Here is a 19,499-nt window from a genome sequence, read left to right on the forward strand (position 1 = left end):
ATCGACCTGTTCCAGAGCCTGCTCGAAGCGTCGGCCAGCGCCATCGGCTGCGCTAACCAAGGCCAGGCCTCGCTCAAGGTCGTGGCCGACCACATCCGTTCCTGCGGCTTCCTGATCGCCGACGGCGTACTGCCGTCCAACGAAGGCCGTGGCTACGTGCTGCGCCGCATCATTCGCCGGGCCTGCCGTCACGGCAACAAGCTGGGTGCCCAGGGCAGCTTCTTCTACCAGATCGTCGCCGCCCTGGTGGCCGAGATGGGTGATGCCTTCCCGGAACTCAAAAGCCAGCAGGCGCATATCGAGCGCGTGCTCAAGGCCGAGGAAGAGCAGTTCGCCAAGACCCTGGAGCAGGGCTTGAAGATCCTCGAGCAGGATCTGGCCGAGCTCCAGGGCAGCGTCGTGCCGGGTGATGTGGTGTTCAAGCTCTACGACACCTACGGCTTCCCGATGGACCTGACCGGTGACATCGCCCGCGAACGCGAGCTGACCCTGGACGAGGCCGGTTTCGAGCGCGAAATGAACGCACAGCGCGAACGCGCCCGTTCGGCCAGCTCGTTCGGCATGGATTACAACAGCCTGATCAAGGTCGATGTACCCACCGTGTTCCTGGGCTACGACGCCAACCACGGCAATGGCAAGGTCATTGCGCTGTACAAGGACGGTGTCGCGGTCGACGTATTGAAAGAGGGCGAGGAGGGCGTGGTCATCCTTGACCAGACGCCGTTCTACGGCGAGTCCGGTGGCCAGGTCGGTGACCGTGGCTACCTGCTGGCGGGCGGTTCGCGCTTCGACGTGCGTGACACCACCAAGACCAGCGGCGCCTTTGTGCACCACGGCGTGGCTGTGCTCAGCGACCTGGCGGTCGGTGTCGAAGTCAGTGCCGTGGTCGACGAAACCCTGCAGCGGGCCACCGGCCTGAACCACTCCGCGACCCACTTGCTGCACGCGGCCCTGCGCCAGGTGCTGGGTGATCACGTTCAGCAGAAAGGCTCGTTGGTCGACAGTCAGCGCCTGCGCTTCGACTTCAGCCACTTCGAGGCGATCAAGCCCGAGCAGATCAAGGCGCTGGAAGACATCGTCAACGCCGAGATTCGCAAGAACACACCGGTGCAGACCGAAGTGATGCCGATCGACGAGGCGCGCAAGAAAGGCGCCATGGCGTTGTTCGGCGAGAAATACGGCGACACCGTGCGCGTGCTGACCATGGGCGGCGATTTTTCGGTGGAGCTGTGCGGGGGCATCCATGCCAAGCGCACCGGCGACATCGGCCTGTTGAAGATCACCAGCGAAGGCGGTGTGGCTTCGGGCGTGCGCCGCATCGAAGCGGTCACCGGCGCGACGGCGCTGAACTATCTGAACCAGGCCGAAGAGCAGCTCAAGGAAGCCGCGCAGCTGGTCAAGGGCAGCCGCGACAACCTGATCGACAAGCTCTCGGCAGTCATCGAGCGCAACCGTGCCCTGGAAAAGCAGCTGGAACAGTTGCAGGCCAAGGCCGCCAGCGCCGCTGGCGACGACCTGTCCGCCTCGGCCGTCGAGGTCAAGGGCGTGAAGGTCCTTGCCGCACGCATCGACGGTCAGGACGGCAAGGCACTGCTTGCGCTGGTCGACCAGCTGAAGAACAAGCTGGGCCAGGCCGTGATCCTGCTTGGCGGCGTGCACGACGACAAGGTCGTGCTGGTGTCCGGCGTGACCAAGGACCTGACGGCCCGGCTCAAGGCCGGCGACCTGATGAAGCAGGCGGCGACAGCCGTCGGCGGCAAGGGCGGTGGTCGTCCGGACATGGCCCAGGGCGGCGGCGTGGACGCCAGCGCCCTGGACGCTGCACTGGCCCTGGCCGTGCCGTTCGTGGAAAACGCGAACTGATTCAACCCTCGCCAGGGCTCGTGCCTTTCGCGGCGAGCCAGGTGTTGTATTTAATGGGCGCCCTTCACGGGCTGAGGCGGCTTTGAAATGGCTTTGATCGTACAGAAATTTGGCGGCACCTCGGTGGGCACTGTCGAGCGTATCGAACAGGTCGCCGACAAGGTGAAGAAATTCCACGATGCCGGCGATGACCTGGTGGTCGTGCTGTCGGCCATGAGTGGCGAGACCAATCGCCTGATTTCCCTGGCCAAGCAGATCAGCGACCAGCCGGTACCACGCGAGTTGGACGTGATCGTTTCCACCGGCGAGCAGGTCACCATCGCGCTACTGGCCATGGCCCTGATCAAGCGCGGGGTGGATGCGGTGTCGTACACCGGCAATCAGGTGCGCATCCTCACCGACAGCGCGCACAACAAGGCGCGCATCCTGCAGATCGACGACCAGAAGATTCGCGCCGACCTCAAGGCCGGCCGAGTGGTGGTCGTGGCGGGTTTCCAGGGGGTCGACGAAAGCGGCAACATCACCACCCTGGGGCGCGGCGGCTCGGACACCACCGGCGTTGCCCTGGCGGCTGCGCTGAAGGCCGACGAATGCCAGATCTACACCGACGTCGATGGTGTCTACACCACCGACCCGCGCGTGGTTGCCCAGGCTCAGCGCCTGGACAAGATCACCTTCGAGGAAATGCTGGAAATGGCCAGCCTCGGTTCCAAGGTGTTGCAGATTCGCGCGGTGGAATTCGCCGGCAAGTACAACGTCCCGCTGCGCGTCCTGCACAGCTTTCAGGAGGGTCCGGGCACCCTCATTACCATTGACGAAGAGGAATCCATGGAACAGCCCATCATTTCCGGCATCGCCTTCAACCGCGATGAAGCCAAGCTGACCATCCGTGGCGTGCCAGACACCCCCGGCGTGGCCTTCAAGATCCTCGGCCCGATCAGCGCGGCGAACATCGAAGTCGACATGATCGTGCAGAATGTTTCTCACGATAACACCACCGATTTCACCTTCACCGTGCACCGCAACGATTACCAGGGCGCACTGGCCGTGCTGGAGCAGACCGCCAGCGAGATCGGCGCGCGCCAGGTAGTGGGCGATACCAAGATCGCCAAGGTGTCCATCGTCGGTGTCGGCATGCGCTCGCACGCCGGTGTGGCCAGCCGCATGTTCGAGGCCCTGGCCAAGGAAAGCATCAACATCCAGATGATCTCCACTTCCGAAATCAAGGTTTCGGTGGTCATCGAGGAGAAATACCTGGAGCTGGCCGTGCGTGCGCTGCACACGGCCTTCGAGCTCGATGCCGCCCGACAGGGTGAGTAACGTGCAGTGAGAGAAGGGCGCGGCTAACCGCGCCCTTCTTTGTTTTCGGGCGATGTCCATGGCTTCCCACCATGGGTGAGTGCCCTTTTTTGCAGACTGTGTTGTCCCTGAAATGAAAGCGTAAGGAGAAAGGTATGCTGATTCTGACTCGTCGGTGCGCGGAAAGCCTGATCATTGGCGACGGTGAAATCACCATCACGGTGCTTGGCGTGAAAGGTGGCCAGGTACGAATCGGGGTGAATGCACCCAAGGAAGTGGCCGTTCACCGCGAAGAAATCTACCTGCGGATCAAGAACGAGAAGGACGACGAACCAAGCCATTAATTTTTATCGTTTTTTATGTTTGCAAACGGGGAAGAAGGTGGTTAATATACGCCCCGTGTTGCGGAGAGCTGGCCGAGTGGCCGAAGGCGCTCCCCTGCTAAGGNNGTGTCGGGGGTTCGAATCCCCCGTTCTCCGCCATTATTTGCGTAGTACGTTGAATCTGGCTTTTTCTGTAAGTTGTTGAAATTACTGAAAAAAGCGCTTTACAAAAGAAATCGACGGCCTATAATGCGCGGCAACAAATGCACTCGTAGCTCAGCTGGATAGAGTACTCGGCTACGAACCGAGCGGTCACAGGTTCGAATCCTGTCGAGTGCACCATACAAGAAGCTGCTTTCAGCAATGTCTACAGCTTCTGCGTCAACCAGTGGTAACCTGGTCCAACAAAATGCCACCTGCACTCGTAGCTCAGCTGGATAGAGTACTCGGCTACGAACCGAGCGGTCACAGGTTCGAATCCTGTCGAGTGCACCATACAAGTGAAAAGCCCGCATTCAATGCGGGCTTTTTGCTTTCTGCGTTTTAAGTTTTCTGGCGGGCGGCGTCTGCTCTTCAGCCAGATACTTGGGTCTTCTCTTTTTCTTCATGCGACTGGCTTTTTTCGGTGCCTTGACGGGCGGCGTGGGTGGCGCTGCCAACCGTGTATGTGTGCCGTCCTCGACGATCGTCACTGGCAACCGACGGGGCGCCGCCTTGCGCGCCATGGGTTTTCTTCCGGATGCCGGGTTCAGCGCTCGCTGACGCACCCAGGGCTGGGTTTCGGGGCAGTTCGAGTGCGTGAAGGTGATGTGCCCCTGGGGACCTTGGCAGCGCTGCACGACAGCGGCGTCGGCCGATTGCGCCAGCGAAGCCAGCAGCACAAGCGTGGAGAAGGGTCTGTACATCGGCATCCGTCCTTGGTTGTGGTCATGTTGTCTAGCAGACTAGTCAGCCCTGGGAACGCACGCGTTGTGCTTTGTTTACCGAATGCGTCGTCCCACCCACGGTGATGCATGATTTGCGAGCGTTGCACGCAAGCAGTTGTTTCAACCCTGTTTTTTTCGCTATGAATCCGTACAAGTTGTGTATGATTGCGCCCGTCAGCCCCGCCGGGGCTTTGGAAAACCTCCATGGACTTACCCAGTAGTTACTCGCTGAAGCTGTATACCCATCAAGAATCGACCGATTGATTCTCCCGGCGTGCCCACTGCTGGGAGTGGAGTTCGCCTATGTCTGAAGTAGAAGCAAAGAAAACGCAGGAAAGCTTGCAGGATCGTCTGGCCCAGGTCGTCGACCTGTTGCAACGCCAGCGTATCGTCGAAAGCCTGGCTCATCGCCAGGAAGGCCAGCACAACGATCTGGTCGAAAATCTGGTTCACCGGCAGAACCTGGTCGAGTTGCAACGCAAGCTCGACGATCTTCACTCCGCCGACGTCGCCTACATTCTCGAAGCCTTGCCTCTGGAAGAGCGCCTGACCGTCTGGCAGTTGGTCAAGGCCGAGCGCGACGGCGACATCCTGCTCGAAGTATCGGACTCGGTACGCGAAACCTTGCTCGCGGACATGGACGATTTCGAGATCCTCGCTGCGGCCAAGGAAATGGACGCCGATGAGCTCGCCGACCTGGCCTCCGAACTGCCGCGCGACGTGGTTCACGAGCTCATGGAAACCCTGGATGCCCAGCAGCGCGAGCGCGTGCGTTCGGCCCTGAGCTACGAGGACGACCAGGTCGGTGCGCTGATGGACTTCGAGATGGTGACCATCCGCGAAGATGTCAGCCTGGAAGTGGTGCTGCGTTACCTGCGCCGTCTCAAGGAGCTGCCTGGCCACACCGACAAATTGTTCGTGGTCGACTCCGACGGCATTCTCAAGGGCGTGCTGCCGATCAAGCGCTTGCTGGTCAACGACCCGGAAAAACAAGTGGCGGCGGTGATGGCCAGCGACACGGTCAGCTTCCATCCCGACGAAGACGGCTACGAAGCCGCTCAGGCGTTCGAGCGCTACGACCTGATTTCCGCGCCCGTGGTGGACAAGCACGGCAAGCTGATCGGGCGTCTGACCATCGACGTCATGGTCGACCTGATTCGTGAAGAAAGCGAAAGCGAAGCGCTACGCACGGCCGGTCTGCGCGAGGAAGAAGACATCTTCGCCTCGGTATGGCGTTCGCTTCGCAACCGCTGGTCATGGCTGGCGATCAACCTGATCACGGCGTTCATGGCCTCGCGGGTGATCGGCCTGTTCGAAGGCTCGATCGAAAAATTGGTGGCCCTGGCGGCGTTGATGCCGATCGTGGCCGGTATTGGCGGCAACTCCGGCAACCAGACGATCACCATGATCGTACGCGCCATGGCGCTGGACCAGGTCAGCCCTGGCAACGGCAATACCAAGCGCCTGATGCGCAAGGAACTGGGCGTTGCGCTGGTCAATGGCGTGGTCTGGGGCGGTGTGATCGGGGTTGTGGCGTATCTGCTGTATGGCAGCTGGTCACTGGGCGTGGTGATGACCGCAGCGATGACCCTGAACCTGCTGCTCGCCGCTTTCATGGGTGTATCGATTCCCATGGCCCTGGCCAGGTTCGGTCGCGACCCAGCCATGGGCGCCAGCGTTATGATCACCGCCGTCACCGACAGCGGTGGGTTCTTCATCTTCCTTGGCCTGGCCACCCTGTTCCTGATGTAGGCCCCTTGCCCTCGTCGCTGACCGCTGGATCGTTATCCGGCGGTCCGCAACGAGGGCAGGGCGCTTGTTTGTCTCCTCGGCGAATTACGCCTGCACATCTGCAAAGTGCTTTACCGCCAGCGCCTTGCCGATGGGCCCGCGCCAGATACGTTGTGCTTCATCACCCTGCTCCTGCTGCCAGCGCAAGCCCAGCATGCGTTGATCCGGCCGCTTGATGTGGGCCTTTTCGAACTGCCCGAACCCCGCCCGCTCCCGACGGTAGTGAAAGTGTGCGTACCACAGCGGGACGGGTGGCTCGACGGTGAGGTCGCGGATGACGTACTCCTGGAGGAAGTCGGGTTCGGCGCGTCCGGCGCCGAGGGAAGCTCGATCCCCCAGTCTGACGATGTCCACCTGACGTTGCTCGAGCAGATAGTCCAGATACCCCTCGGTCGGCGTTTGGCTGCTCATCGCCTGCCGGATCCGCATGGCCCGCCCCTTTGCTCGCAATTCCCGGGCACGTCTGCGCAGGCGCTGTGCCAGTTCCTGCGCAGGCTGCCGCTGCTCGATGGCCGAGGCACGCAGTTCCAGCTGCCGGCCTTGGTTGACCATCAGGTCTTCGAGATTGGCCGGTGCTTCACCGGGAACGGCATAGCGTTCCACTCGCCGTTCGTGGGCGTCGCTGGCCTCAAGCCACTTGCGGCCCTCGGCGAGCAATTCGGCCAGGGGCTGCGAAGGTTCCGGTAGCGAAGCGCTCAGCGGATCATCCTGCAGACGCCACTGGTTGCCCACGCGGCGATAGGTTTCAGGCCGGCCCGCGCTACCGGTGAGGGTGAAGATCTGTTCCCCGTCCGCGGTCCGGCCTTCGTCGCCAATGAAAAAATCATGCTCGTGGGTTTCGAACACTCTGCGGGCTGAGGAGGCCGGTTGCTTCGGTCGTCGGGTGATGGTGCTCAGCTGCGGCATCATCCGGTCCGCGTGGTCGATCAATCGGTCCAGAGACTGGATCATCCGTTCGAATGCGTCGAGCTCGAAGCGATCCGGCCGGTTGCGCCGCCAGGTGTTCATCTGGTTGCGGTAATCGATATAGATCTGGCGCGAGCTGCGCAATACGTTCTGCCGCTCGCGCAGGCCGGCCGCCGTTTCGAGCAATCGGAAGTGGCTTTCCAGGCCATGATGGAAGCGGTTTCTCAAGGGCCGGGTGTCTAGCAGGTGAAACATCTGCGATACGTCTCTGACGTCTGCGGTTCTGTGCGCCAATTGAGTCAGGTTGGACGCGCGGGCGATTTCCAGGTCAGCGTCTGCCACCGATTCCAGCACCTGGCGCACCTGAGCGCGGTCGCCGCGTTGGCTCACCCGACTAGCCCAAACTTCGGCCTGCTGCAACCGCTGCTCCATAAGGCTGAACTGGTGGTCCATGCTCTGGCGCATCTGCCGTTGTTCACGCATTTGCGAGGCGGGCAGGTCGAACAGCTCCCCAGGCGCGCGGACCTGATCGAGGGATTGGATCAGTTCGTTGATCGTGCGCCGAGCCATGTTGGCGTGGTTGATCCTGCGTCCGGCAATGATGTAGGCGACTTCGCTTTGGAATTTCTTGTTACGCCGCAGGAAGTCGCGAGAGACCAATCCTTCGTGCTCCTGCAACAGTTCGTACAGGGCCTCGGCCCGCTCGATGTCGCTGGTACAGGCCGCTTCGGCGCTGGCCCGCCGCTGCGGATCGGCGGCTTGGGTCATGATCAGTGATTCATGACGATTCAGCTGCTCGTGCAACAGCCTGTTGTGGTGATCGATGCTGCTGGAAAGCTCGAAGTGACGGCGGTACTGGCGATCCACCAGCCAGCGCGGCAATCGCTCGCGGACGGCGGCCGGCCAGAGCGGCTGCAAGCCGTCAGCGGCGCGATGGCCAAGGTAGCCCAGCACGCCACCGCCGCCTGCCAGGCCGTCCTTGATCAATGTGCCGTAGAGCGCACCGTGGGTCTGCCAGCGCCCGCTTGGATCCAGCGCAATGGGCTGAGGATAGGTCTTGCTGGCCGTGCCCTGCAGGCGCCAGGTCTGCGGGCTGGCGTGAAGCGTGACTTGGTAGACCTGACCGTCCCGCAGAATGAAATCGCCCTCGGCATGGCGGTAGATACCCCGGTACAGGCCCTGGGTGGCCGGTTGCAGGTTACTCAGGTCCAAGGGTAGCGTGTAGCGATAGCCGCTGAAGGGATCGGGCCTGCCTGCCGCAGACCCTTTCACTGCCTGTGGGGCGCCTGCGCGCCGGGCGAGCGCCGACCACTGGCGGCCGCGAGCCACCAAGCGGCTGCCGCCAGGGACGGCAACGGCGCCGGGAACGGTATCGATAGCCACATCGATCAGTGCGCCGAGCATGGCTTCCAGCTGGTCCAGGCCTTCGCTGACGAGACCTGCACGCCACGCACCGACAGCGGCATTGGCGGCTGTCCAGGCGTCGAGCAGCGCCAGCGCGGTGCCCACCAGGGGCAGCACGCCAAAGGCCATTTTCAGGTAGTCGAACACGTTGCCGTGGGCCACGGCTGCTTGCTGCAGGTACAAGGCATCGTTGCTGCGGCCCCGTTGGCGTTGGGTTTCGATGAGGCGACCCATGTGCGCATCGAGCAAATGGCTGGCCAGCGAGGTCGTGGCTGGCCAGGGATGGCCGACACCGATCAAGGCATCGAAATTGTGCAGCCCGGCTTGGTCGATGCGCGCCTTGTGACTGGCGGCACTGCCAGCGATGGCCCGATCGGCCAGGTAGTTGCCCATCGTGCTGTCGAAGCTGAGCGTGAAAAGCCCCAGGCGGGCGGCCTCAAGGCTTGGGTACTCGCGCAGGCAACGCTGGTCGGGAGCGTCGGGCAGATACAGCAGGGTCTGGCCGCTGTTACGGTCATGAATGAAGGACAGGCCGGACAGTGTGGTGGGTCGATCACCGGTATCGCTGCCGCCGACCGTTAGCCGTGCCGGCAGCAGTTGCACGTCGCGGCCCCGCGATCGCCAGGCCGCCGCATCGCTGGCGTCGATGGCGAGCATTGCCAAAGCGTGGCCTTCAGCGCTGATCCGACCGCGATGACGGGCATAGTCGCTTTGCATGTGCAGCATCAGCCGCGTGGGTTCGATCAGGCACTCGCGCTGATGAGCCAGGGCATGGGCGGACTGCCCGACCGGACCGAGGAATGCCTGGCGGATCTTGTCTTCGCACGCCTGCGCCAGGTTCAGATCACGCACTGTTCGACGCAGATAGCTCAGATCGATACCGGCCGTTACCCGAGCGCGCTGCGCGGCATCGGCGCCGCTCACCTGAACCTGCATGAAGCCCAGGCGTTGCAGCATGTCGGCGTCGAGATTGTGCTGCGCCAGACGGGCGAGCGGCCATGGCGTGCGTTCCGGACCTGCAGTGACCACGGTTTGCAGCGGCGTGCCAGGGGCGCCAGAGCCGGACACGGGTTGTTTACGATGGATGAGCCGGTCAGGGATGTCGATCAGCACATGCACGTCGTCGGTCAGGTTGAAGTCGGTGCGCAGTCGCTCCTGCAGCAAGGCATCGGCGTACTGATCGAGGTCCGGCAGGTCGCGTTCCAGTTGCCCATTGGTCGCCCGCACAGCGCGGATATAGTCGCTGATCAAAGACTTCAGGCGCCTACGGTCCTCAGGTGCAAGACTTTTCAGCCAATCGGGCAGTTCACTTTCCAGGCGCTCACTGAAACCCTCTTGGGCCAGTTGCACGTAGGCGCGGTCACGCGCGGCGTGGGCGGGCACCACGAGGTGTTCGTAAGTGGAGGAGGTCAGTTGCTGCAAGGCCTCCTGGCGCTGTGGCTCATGAGTGGCTGCGGGCAGCTGTTCGAGAAGCTGGTTGGCTTGCTCCTCGCAGGCGTGCAGTTGATTCTGCAGGCCGTAATCGAGGAAGTCGTCGGTCACCGGAGACAGATGCAGGGTGACATCGTTGCCAAAGGCGCTCAGGCGAAACAGCGTGCGCTTGAGGTGTGCGACCGACTCGAACGGCTCCAGGCCGCCGCCTGAGCCTGGCCAGTACACCAGCACGAAGTTGTCGTCTGTTGGGTTTGGCGTTTGCATGAATGCCACTACCCCGTGCAACTCCTCGGTGCGGGTGGTGGTCGTGGTGCCGTTGACGTCGGCAATCGACAGTGACAGCGCGTAAGCGGTGCCGTTCTCGGCGCCGCGTTGGCTTGATTGAGGGTGCGCCAGAATCGCTTGCATCAATTGCACCTGGGGCGGGGTCAACAGACGCAGCGCCTGTTGCAGGGCGACTTCGGCGCGCAAGCCTTCCAGTCGCGCCTGGTACAGGGACGAATAATGGGGGTTGGGTAAATAGCGCAGGCGGTAGAGATCTTCCAGCTGCTGCGCTGCCAACAGCCCGGCCGCAGCCTGTGCTGCGCGTTCCTGGGCAGCGGACAGGGCGGCCAGCAGATCCTTGAGGCGTACCCATCCCGGGCTTTCGGAGCCTGCTCGCAGGTCGTCCCCGAGCAGGTTCAGCATGGCCTGATGCTGACGTTTGAGCTCTGCCCAGCGATGGCTTTGGGGAATGTCCGGGCTGAGGCTGCCGAACGCCGTGAAGTTGTCGGCACCCTCTGCCGGTTCGGGCGCATCGAAGGCGGGCAGGTCGGCGAACGGTACGGCGTTTGTGGGCAGGACTGCCGCGTCGTCTTCTTCTGCGCTCTCGCCGTTACTGCCCGAGCGCGCCGTCTTCAGATAGAGCAAGCGGCTGTGGCTCAACCACTGCTTGCAGGCGCTGGAGAGCTGGGCAGGCTGGTAGCTGAGCTCCACGGCGGCATCGGCGCGCAGATTCGCGTGGGACCAGATCTGGCGGCGATCCTGCAGCAGGTAGGTCTGCAGCGATTGACGATCGGCGAAAGCCTGCAACGCGGGGTTGCGTGAGGGCAGGTAGAGCAACTGCGCCACCGGGGTGTCGCTGTCCACAGTCAGTAGAAGTGCACCTGCCGTTTTCACGCGAGTGCCGTCGGGCGTCTGCAAGGCAACGGTCTCTACGTAGATGTGTTGTGATCGGATTTCGCTGCCGCCTTCGAGCAGGGTCAGCAGCGGCCGTAACTGGGTGTGGTTCAGTTGGCCGTGGTAGTAAGCCAGTTGCGCAGCGGCATGCAGGTGGTCGAGGAACGCCTGCTCCGCCTCCGCTCGACGCGAAACTGCCGCATAGGGCGCGCGGCCGTTCCAATAGTCGATCCAGTGTTGCCGGCGGTGATCCTCCAGCGTCTGATCGTTCAGCGCTGGCGGCCGCGCCGGTAACGTATCGACCGCACGTGGCGCTTGCGCAAGCAGGGCTTGCAGGCGATTGCGTGCGCGCTGCCAGAGCAGGGAGCCCTCCTGCAGCAGGTTGTCGTGGCGCATCGGATAGGCCCGGTACGTCAGCGCACGGGCAACGAAAGGGGTAGGGGCATCGCTCATGTGGACGGTTTCCTGATGTCGAGGCGATGACCGGCAGGGTCATCGCGCTCGCCATTACGAACCGTGAGCGAGGCGCCAGGGCGCTACTTAAATAGTGCTTGGCCTGCCGGACTCAACGTACGGCGCTGACGCCGTCCAGGGTGGAGAACGAGGTGTCCTTGGCAGTCAGCAGGAAGTCACGCATGTAGGGCGCGTCGAGCATGTCGGTGCGCACCGCTGCATACAGCGTGGCAAACAGGCCCTTGTCGCCCAGGCGCTTGGCCTTCACATAGCCGCGCGAACTGTATTCGTGCAGCGCCCAGTGGGGCATGCCACAGACGCCGCGACCGCTGGCCACCAACTGCATCATCATCACTGTCAGCTCGGAGGTGCGCACCTGCGCCGGCTCGATGTCGGCCGGTTCGAGGAAGCGCGTGAAGATGTCCAGCCGGTCGCGCTCCACCGGGTAGGTGATCAGGGTTTCGCTGGCCAGGTCTTCGGGCACGATGAAGGGTTTGCTTGCCAGTACGTGCTGGTTGGCCACCGCCAGCATGGCCTCGTAGGTGAACAGCGGGACATAGGTAATGCCCGGTAGCTCCAGCGGGTCGGAGGTCACCACCAGGTCCAGGTCGCCACGGGCGAGGGCCGGCAAGGGTGCGAAAGCGAAGCCGGAGGCCAGGTCCAGTTCCACTTCCGGCCAGGCATCGCGGAATTGGTCGATGGTCGGCATCAGCCACTGGAAACAGCTGTGGCATTCGATGGCCATGTGCAGCCGACCTGCGGTGCCGCCGGCCAGACGAGCGATGTCACGCTCGGCGCCGCGCAATAACGGCAGTGTGGCGTCGGCCAGCTGCAGCAGGCGCAGCCCGGCGCTGGTGAAGCGAATAGGTTTGGTCTTGCGCACGAACAGTTGCATACCCAGGCGCTCCTCCAGTTCCTTGAACTGGTGGGACAGCGCCGACTGGGTCAGGTGCAGGCGCTCGGCGGCTTCCACCAGGCTGTCGGCCTCGCGCAGGGCGTGCAGGGTTTTCAGGTGACGGATTTCGAGCACCTTGGTCTCCATGAGTAGAACTTGTGATCAACACGAAAAGATTGAGTTTGTCTCATGTTGGTGTGGTTGTCGACAATGGCGCCATCATTTACAAGGAGCTGCACTCATGGCACTGGCCCACACCCTCGGATTTCCTCGCATCGGCGCTGACCGCGAACTGAAGAAGGCGCTCGAAGCGTATTGGAAAGGCGATCTTGACCAGGCAGCCCTGCGTCAGACCGGCCGCGAGCTGCGCGCCCGCCACTGGCAGTTGCAAGCGCAGGCTGGCATCGAGTTGCTGCCGGTGGGTGACTTCGCCTGGTATGACCAGATGCTCGCGCACTCGGCTGCCTTCGGCGTGGTGCCCAGCCGTTTCGCCGATGCCCTGGGTGCCGATGGCAGGCCCACGCTCGACACGTTGTTCGCCATGGCGCGTGGTGCCGGAAGCTGTTGCGGCGGTGCAGCGGGCGAGACCCAGCATGCTTTGGAGCTGACCAAGTGGTTCGATACCAACTACCACTACCTGGTGCCTGAATTTTCTGCCGACCAGCGCTTCGTGCTCAGTTGGGAGCAGTTGTTCGAAGAGGTCGACGAGGCGGTCGCGCTCGGTCACAAGGTCAAGCCCGTGCTGATCGGGCCGCTCACGTACCTGTGGCTAGGCAAGGCCAAGGGCTCGGCCTTCGACAAGCTCGACCTGCTGGAACGGCTGTTGCCGGTGTACGGTGAGATCCTTTCGCGCCTGGCCCGGCAAGGGGTGGAATGGGTGCAGATCGACGAACCGATCCTGGGCCTGGATTTGCCCCAGGACTGGAAGAATGCGTTCGAGCGCGCCTACCACATTCTCCAATACTCACCGCTGAAGAAGCTGCTGGCGACCTACTTCGCCAGCCTGGACGACAACCTCGGCCTGGCTGCGGGCCTGCCGGTAGATGGCCTGCACGTCGACCTGGTGCGCGCGCCCGAGCAACTGCCGGCAGTGCTCGACCGCCTGCCCACCTACAAGGTCCTGTCGCTCGGAGTGGTCAACGGCCGCAACGTCTGGCGCTGCGACCTGGAGGCGGCGCTTGCGCACCTGCAGCAGGCCCGCGAGCGTTTCGGCGCCAATCTGTGGGTGGCCAGTTCCTGCTCGTTGCTGCACAGCCCGGTCGATGTGCGCCGAGAGGACCGGCTCGATGCCGAACTCAAGAGCTGGCTGGCCTTCGCCGTGCAGAAGTGCGAGGAAATCGCCGTGCTCGTGCAGGCCCTGAATACGCCCGAAGCGCTGCAGGTAAAGCAGGCGCTGGCGCAGAGTCAGGCGGTACGGGTCAGTCGCGAGCACTCACCGCGCATTCACAAGCCGGCCGTGCAAGCGCGCCTCGCAGCGGTGACGCCTGCCGACACGCAACGTTCGTCGGCCTTCGCCACACGCATCGACGTACAGCGGGCGCACCTGCGCTTGCCGGCGTTTCCTACCACTACCATCGGTTCCTTTCCGCAAACCGCGTCGATTCGTCTGGCCCGCCAAGCGTACAAGTCCGGCAAGCTCTCGGCCAATGACTACACCGACGCGATGCACGTCGAGATTCGCCATGCGATCCAGGTCCAGGAGCGTCTGGGTCTGGATGTGCTGGTGCATGGCGAGGCCGAGCGCAACGACATGGTCGAGTACTTCGCCGAGCAGTTGGATGGCTACCTGATCACGCGTTTCGGCTGGGTGCAAAGCTATGGTTCGCGCTGCGTCAAACCGGCGGTCATCTATGGTGACATCAGCCGCGAGCGCGCCATGACCGTGGACTGGATCACCTATGCCCAGCGGCAGACCGGCAAGTGGGTCAAGGGCATGCTGACCGGTCCGGTGACCCTGCTGATGTGGTCGTTCGCCCGCGAAGACATGCCGCGGGAAGTCCAGGCACGGCAGTTGGCCCTGGCGGTTCGCGACGAAGTGCAAGACTTGGAGCGCGCCGGGATCCGCATCATCCAGATCGATGAGGCGGCGTTTCGCGAGGGGCTGCCGCTGCGCCGGGCCCAGTGGCCGGCCTACCTGGAATGGGCCGTGCAAGCGTTCAGGCTATGCGCCAGTGGCGTGGCCGATGCGACGCAGATTCACACGCACATGTGCTACAGCGAATTCAACGACGTGATCGAGGCCATCGCTGCCATGGACGCGGATGTCTTCACCATCGAGACCTCGCGCTCGGACATGGAGTTGTTGCAGGCCTTCGAAGCGTTCGAGTACCCCAATGACATTGGTCCAGGCGTGTACGACATCCATTCACCGCGGGTCCCGGACACCGAACAGATGCTGCGCTTGCTGACCTTGGCCGCAGCGCGTATCCCGGCCGAACGGTTATGGGTCAACCCCGACTGCGGGCTGAAGACCCGTGCCTGGCCCGAAACCGAAGCGGCGCTGGTCAACATGGTCGCGGCCGCGCGCCAGGCCCGGCAGCGGCTGGCCTGAGCGCGTACCACAGACCGTACAGCGGAGTTCATCAAACGGTCACAGAAGTGTGGCAGCGCGATGTACGAAAAGTCATCAGACTCGCGCCTCAATGGGGTTCTGCGTTCTGGTGTAAGTCATGCGTCTATGGGTGTTTCTGACCGCGCTGCTGTGCGGTCAGTGGGTTTTTGCAGCTGAACGCTGCGATGTCGATGTTCCGCTTCAACACGCTTCACTGGCTCAGGTCAGCCTGGCCTATCAAAGTATCGGTCGCGTCCAGGACCCAGCGCTGTTGCTGGTGATGGGGCTGGGTGGGCAACTGATCGACTGGCCCGACGAAGTGGTCAGCGCCCTGTGTGAGCAGGGCTTTCGGGTAATTCGCTACGACAATCGCGATGTTGGCCTGTCGACCTGGTCGCAGCCGCCGCCGTCGGCCAACCTGGCCTTCGAGGTGCTGCGCTACAAGCTGGGCCTGGCGGTGTCGGCGCCGTACAGCCTGACCGACATGGCCGATGACGCGCTGGGTTTGATGGATGCGCTGCAGGTGCAGCGCTTCCACGTGTTGGGCGCGAGCATGGGCGGGATGATCGCGCAGCACCTGGCCGATCGTGCGCCGCAGCGGGTGCAGAGCCTGACGCTGATCATGTCAAGCTCCGGCGCGCCGGGCCTGCCGGAGCCGCGTCCAGCCTTGCTTCAGCTGCTGGCCAAGCGCAGCGCGCCGAGCCGGGAGTTGGCGCTGCAGCAGCAGGCTGACTTGCTGGCAGCATTGGGCAGCCCGCAGATCGCCGATGATCGCGCCGAGCTGCTGCATCAGGCGCAGGTGTCATACGACCGTGCGTTCAATCCACTGGGGGTGCAGCGACAGATCATGGCGATTCTCGCCGAGCCCAGCCGGGTGGCCTTGCTCAACCGCCTGCGGGTGCCGACGCTGGTGGTGCATGGCACGGCCGATCCGCTGCTGCCGGTGATGCATGGGGTGCATCTGGCGGCGCATATCAAGGGCAGCCAGTTGCGGCTGATACCGGGGTTGGCGCATCGCTTCCAGGAGGCCTTCAAGGCGCCGCTGTTGGGGGCGGTCCTGCCGTACCTGGCGCAGCAGCGGCAGCGGGAAGCGGTGTTGGCGGGGTTGTAACGGGTTTTGGGGTGTCAGGTAGGGCCTCTTCGCGGGCAGAGACCCGCTCCCACAAGTAAAGGCTCACTAGGTCTCTGTGGGAGCGGGTCTCTGCCCGCGAAGAGGCCCGCAAGCCAACCACACCCATCAGTTCAGCCCGTACTTCTTGACCTTGTCGAACAGGGTGGTCTTGGCCATGCCCAGCTCCTGGCTGGCCTGGCTGAGGTTGCCCGCGGTTCGCTGCAGAGCCTCGGTCAGCAAGTTGCGCTCGAACGCCTCAACCGCTTCGGAGAAGCCCAGGCTGACCACGCTGGCCGCACCGTTCTTCTTGAAGGCCGGCAGGCCCAACGCATAGCGCTCGGCCACGTTGCGCAGTTCGCGGACGTTGCCGGGCCAGTCGTGGCTCATCAGGCGCGACACCGTCTGCGCATCGAGTTCCGGCGGCTCGCGGTCGAAGCGCAAGGCGGCCAGCTGCAGAAAATGCTGGAACAGCTCGAGAATGTCCTCACGACGCTCGCGCAGTGGCGGCAGCTCCAGCGTGACCACGTTGAGGCGGTAATACAGATCGCTTCGGAACTGGTTCTGCCGGCTCAACGCGTCCAGATCCGACTTGGTGGCAGCGATCAGGCGGCAATCCACGGCAATGCTCTGGTTCGAACCCAGGCGTTCCAGGGTGCGCTCCTGCAGCACCCGCAGCAGCTTGATCTGCAAGGGGATGGGCATGCTTTCCACTTCGTCGAGGAACAGCGTGCCCTGGTCGGCGTGTTCGATCTTGCCGATGCGGCGCTTGCCGGCACCGGTGAAAGCATTGGCCTCGTGACCGAAAATCTCGCTTTCGAACAACTGTTCCGGCAGCCCGCCGCAGTTGAGCGCCACGAACGGCTGTGGCTGACGGCGGCTGAAGTCGTGCAGGCAGCGGGCGACCAGCTCCTTGCCAGTGCCGGTTTCGCCTTCGATCAGCACGTTGGCCGAAGTGTCCGCGACATTGGCGATCAGCTCGCGCAGGTTCTGCATGGCCGGCGAGCGGCCGATGATGCGACCTTCCAGGGAGCTGCGCTCGGCCAGTTGCCGACGCAACGAGCTGACCTCGCGGGCCAGGCCGCGCTGCTCCAGCGCGCGGCGGACCACGTCCACCAGGCGTTCGGGCGAGAAGGGCTTTTCCATGAAGTCGTAGGCGCCGCTGCGCATGGCACCTACCGCCATGGAAATGTCGCCATGGCCGGTGATCAGCACCACCGGCAGGCTGGGGTCACGCGCCTTGAGTTGGCTCAGCAGTTCCAGGCCGTCCATGCCGGGCAGGCGGATATCGCTGACGACGATGCCGGCGAAGTCGTCGCCGATGCACGCCAGCGCGGCCTCGGCACTGGCCACGCCCTGGCTGGGAATGTCTTCCAGCGCCAGGGCCTGCTGGCAGCCGAGCAGTACATGGGGGTCGTCTTCGACGATCAGGACGGTCAAGGCGTTCATGGCGACTCGCTGGGCGACGCTGCCGCAAGCGGCAGGCTGAGAATGAAAGTGGTGCCACCGTCGGCCGGGTGCTCGACGGCCAGGTTGCCACCGGCGGCGGCCGCCAGGCTGGCCGACAGGGTCAGGCCAAGGCCAAGGCCGTGATCGCCGGGCTTGGTGGTGAAGAACGGTTCGAACAGGTGCTTGCGGGTCTCGACATCGATGCCGTGGCCGTTGTCGCGCACGCGCAGGGCGTAGCGCTCACCCTCCATGCGGCCGTCCAGCCACAGCGTCGGTTCCGATGCGCCAGCGGTGGCATCCAGCGCGTTGCCGATCAGGTTGACCAGAATCTGCTCGAGACGGGTCTGGTCGATGGCCAGTTGCAGCTCGGCGCACGTGCGTTGCACGCTCAGGTGGCTGGCCTCGATGCGGCTGGACAGCACCTGCAGCGCACCGTCCAGGGCCTTGCCCAGACTGGCCTGGCCCTTGTCGTCGCCACGCCGGGCGAAGGAGCGCAGGCTGGCGGTGATGCGGCCCATGCGATCGATCAGTTCGTTCATGGTGCTCAGGTTGGTGCTGGCCGTGTCCAGCGCTCCGCGCTCCAGGAAGCGCACGGTATTGCCCGACAAGGTGCGCAGCGCTGCCAGCGGCTGGTTGAGCTCGTGGGCGATGCTGGTCGACATCTGCCCGATGGCCGCCAGCTTGCCTGCCTGGACCAGTTCATCCTGGGCCTTGCGCAGGGTTTCCTCGGCCTGACGGCGTTCACGGATCTGGCCCTTGAGCCGTTCGTTGCTGGCGCGCAGGTCCTGGGTTCGCTCGGCGATGCGGCGCTCTAGGTGACTGTTGGCCTGTTCCAATGCCTCACGAGCGGCCAGGCGCGTGGCCAGCACCTTGCGTCGTTCGTTCCAGGCGATCAGCAGGAAGGCCAGCAAGGCAAACGCCACGGCCACCAGCACGCCCTGGACGATGGCTTCGTGGCGCAGGTCCTGCAGGGACGTGAGCAGGGTGAAGCGCCAGGGTGTGTCGGCCAGGCGCCGCGACTGCGACAGGTAGGTGACGTTGATGTCCTTGCCCGGCTTGTCGGTGTGGGTGGCGAAGGTCAGCAGCTCCACGCCATCGGCCAGGCTCTGGCGGGCGAGGGGTTCGAGCTCGTTGAGCGGCCACCAGTAATACTGCAGGCTGCGCGCCAGGCGCTCCTTGATTTCCGGGGTCAGCGGGCGTATGGACTTCAGCCGCCGTGCCGGATCGCTGGAGAGGATGATGATGCCGTTCTCGTCGCTGACGAAGGCTTCCAGCCGAGCTTTCTGCCAGCGTTCTTCCAGCGCCTCCAGGCGCACCTTGATGACTGCCACGCCGATCAGCTTGCCGTGTTCCTCCAGGCCATGGGCGAGGAAATAGCCAGGCTCGCCAGTGGTGCTGCCGATGCCGTAGAAGCGACCCGGCTGACCACGAATGGCCGCCTGGAAGTAACCACGGAAGGACAGGTCCTCGCCGAGAAAGCTGTCGGCATCGCGCCAGTTGCTGGTGGCCTGCACGCGGCCGGTGGTGTCGAGCACATAGATGGCGCGGCTGCGGCTGCGTCGGTTCAGGCCTTCCAGGTAGTCGTTGACCGCTTGGCGATGTTCGCCGTCGGGGTCGTTGAGCAGGGTCGAGACGCTGTCTTCGAGCTCCAGCAGGCTGGGCAGGTAGGTGTACTTGGTGATTTCGCTTTCGACCGCACGCGCGTGCAGTTCGAGCTGGCGCTCGCCGTTCTCGGAGAGGGCGCGAATGCTGTTGTGCTCGCTGACCAGAAAGCCCACGTAGCCCAGGCCCAGCGTCAACAGCAGGATCAGGGGCGGCAGGAACAGCTGGCGAATCAGGCGGGGCTTCACGATCAGGTCAGGCTTTGTGGCGGGCAGGCATTTCATCACAGTCGCCTTCAAGCAGCCAGCGTCCCGCGCCCGACAGCGCGGGCGCGGGA

At 63.6% G+C, this 19,499-nt stretch carries 11 protein-coding genes and 3 tRNA genes; 9 read left to right on the forward strand and 5 right to left on the reverse strand.

The features are described from left to right. The 6 genes from alaS to B2V21_RS02895 all read left to right on the forward strand — a co-directional run. On the forward strand, positions 1-1,863 hold a 1,863-nt coding region (alaS, locus tag B2V21_RS02870; protein ID WP_286915978.1), incomplete at its 5' end, for an alanine--tRNA ligase. 87 nt (positions 1,864-1,950) lie between these two features. Continuing rightward, the gene (locus tag B2V21_RS02875; RefSeq protein WP_056843769.1) at positions 1,951-3,183 is read left to right on the forward strand and encodes an aspartate kinase; all 1,233 of its coding nucleotides are present in this window, start codon (positions 1,951-1,953) and stop codon (positions 3,181-3,183) included. Between the two features lie 134 nt (positions 3,184-3,317). Then, positions 3,318-3,506: a carbon storage regulator CsrA gene (gene csrA / locus B2V21_RS02880; protein WP_043185394.1), complete on the forward strand. Its 189-nt coding sequence runs from the start codon at positions 3,318-3,320 to the stop codon at positions 3,504-3,506. A gap of 62 nt (positions 3,507-3,568) precedes the next feature. Beyond that, positions 3,569-3,644 (forward strand) — tRNA-Ser (locus tag B2V21_RS02885). A gap of 106 nt (positions 3,645-3,750) precedes the next feature. After that, a tRNA-Arg gene (locus B2V21_RS02890) sits at positions 3,751-3,827 on the forward strand. A gap of 76 nt (positions 3,828-3,903) precedes the next feature. Continuing rightward, positions 3,904-3,980 (forward strand) — tRNA-Arg (locus tag B2V21_RS02895). A 20-nt stretch (positions 3,981-4,000) separates the two neighbouring features. Here B2V21_RS02895 and B2V21_RS02900 read toward each other — a convergent pair. After that, positions 4,001-4,390 (reverse strand): hypothetical protein, encoded by a 390-nt coding sequence (locus B2V21_RS02900; RefSeq protein ID WP_286915979.1) that lies wholly within the window; start codon positions 4,388-4,390, stop codon positions 4,001-4,003. Positions 4,391-4,714: 324 nt separating this feature from the next. On the opposite strand from B2V21_RS02900, the gene mgtE reads away from it, so the two are divergent. Beyond that, positions 4,715-6,163: a magnesium transporter gene (gene mgtE, locus B2V21_RS02905; RefSeq protein WP_056843768.1), complete on the forward strand. Its 1,449-nt coding sequence runs from the start codon at positions 4,715-4,717 to the stop codon at positions 6,161-6,163. Between the two features lie 84 nt (positions 6,164-6,247). Here mgtE and B2V21_RS02910 read toward each other — a convergent pair whose 3' ends face one another. Then, entirely contained in the window at positions 6,248-11,557 is a 5,310-nt protein-coding gene (locus B2V21_RS02910) for a dermonecrotic toxin domain-containing protein (protein ID WP_286915980.1), read from the reverse strand. Between the two features lie 112 nt (positions 11,558-11,669). Further along, positions 11,670-12,587: a transcriptional regulator MetR gene (gene metR / locus B2V21_RS02915; protein WP_056843944.1), complete on the reverse strand. Its 918-nt coding sequence runs from the start codon at positions 12,585-12,587 to the stop codon at positions 11,670-11,672. A gap of 106 nt (positions 12,588-12,693) precedes the next feature. Here metR and metE point away from each other — a divergent pair, with 106 nt between their 5' ends. Beyond that, complete coding sequence (gene metE, locus B2V21_RS02920; RefSeq protein WP_286915981.1) at positions 12,694-15,003, forward strand: 5-methyltetrahydropteroyltriglutamate--homocysteine S-methyltransferase; 2,310 nt, start codon at positions 12,694-12,696, stop codon at positions 15,001-15,003. A gap of 118 nt (positions 15,004-15,121) precedes the next feature. Further along, positions 15,122-16,114, forward strand: coding sequence for an alpha/beta fold hydrolase (locus B2V21_RS02925; RefSeq protein WP_286915982.1), 993 nt, complete (start codon positions 15,122-15,124; stop codon positions 16,112-16,114). A 126-nt stretch (positions 16,115-16,240) separates the two neighbouring features. On the opposite strand, the gene B2V21_RS02930 is transcribed toward B2V21_RS02925, so the two are convergent. Further along, a complete protein-coding gene (locus B2V21_RS02930; RefSeq protein ID WP_286915983.1) occupies positions 16,241-17,560 on the reverse strand; it encodes a sigma-54-dependent transcriptional regulator in 1,320 nt (439 codons plus the stop codon). Next, positions 17,557-19,446, reverse strand: a complete 1,890-nt coding sequence (locus B2V21_RS02935; RefSeq protein WP_056843763.1) for a sensor histidine kinase — start codon at positions 19,444-19,446, stop codon at positions 17,557-17,559. The genes B2V21_RS02930 and B2V21_RS02935 overlap by 4 nt, the downstream gene beginning before the upstream one ends. Positions 19,447-19,499: the final 53 nt, after the last annotated feature.

This window comes from Pseudomonas sp. UBA6276, assembly GCF_002438365.1.
GTDB classification, from domain to species: Bacteria; Pseudomonadota; Gammaproteobacteria; order Pseudomonadales; family Pseudomonadaceae; genus Aquipseudomonas; species Aquipseudomonas coleopterorum.

Coding starts and splice junctions, on each gene's coding strand:
- B2V21_RS02935 (WP_056843763.1), bottom strand. CDS start 19,446: ATGAAATGCCTGCCCGCCACAAAGCCTGACCTGATCGTGAAGCCCCGC.
- B2V21_RS02925 (WP_286915982.1), top strand. CDS start 15,122: ATGCGTCTATGGGTGTTTCTGACCGCGCTGCTGTGCGGTCAGTGGGTT.
- B2V21_RS02900 (WP_286915979.1), bottom strand. CDS start 4,390: ATGTACAGACCCTTCTCCACGCTTGTGCTGCTGGCTTCGCTGGCGCAA.
- B2V21_RS02875 (WP_056843769.1), top strand. CDS start 1,951: ATGGCTTTGATCGTACAGAAATTTGGCGGCACCTCGGTGGGCACTGTC.
- mgtE (WP_056843768.1), top strand. CDS start 4,715: ATGTCTGAAGTAGAAGCAAAGAAAACGCAGGAAAGCTTGCAGGATCGT.
- csrA (WP_043185394.1), top strand. CDS start 3,318: ATGCTGATTCTGACTCGTCGGTGCGCGGAAAGCCTGATCATTGGCGAC.
- metE (WP_286915981.1), top strand. CDS start 12,694: ATGGCACTGGCCCACACCCTCGGATTTCCTCGCATCGGCGCTGACCGC.
- B2V21_RS02930 (WP_286915983.1), bottom strand. CDS start 17,560: ATGAACGCCTTGACCGTCCTGATCGTCGAAGACGACCCCCATGTACTG.
- B2V21_RS02910 (WP_286915980.1), bottom strand. CDS start 11,557: ATGAGCGATGCCCCTACCCCTTTCGTTGCCCGTGCGCTGACGTACCGG.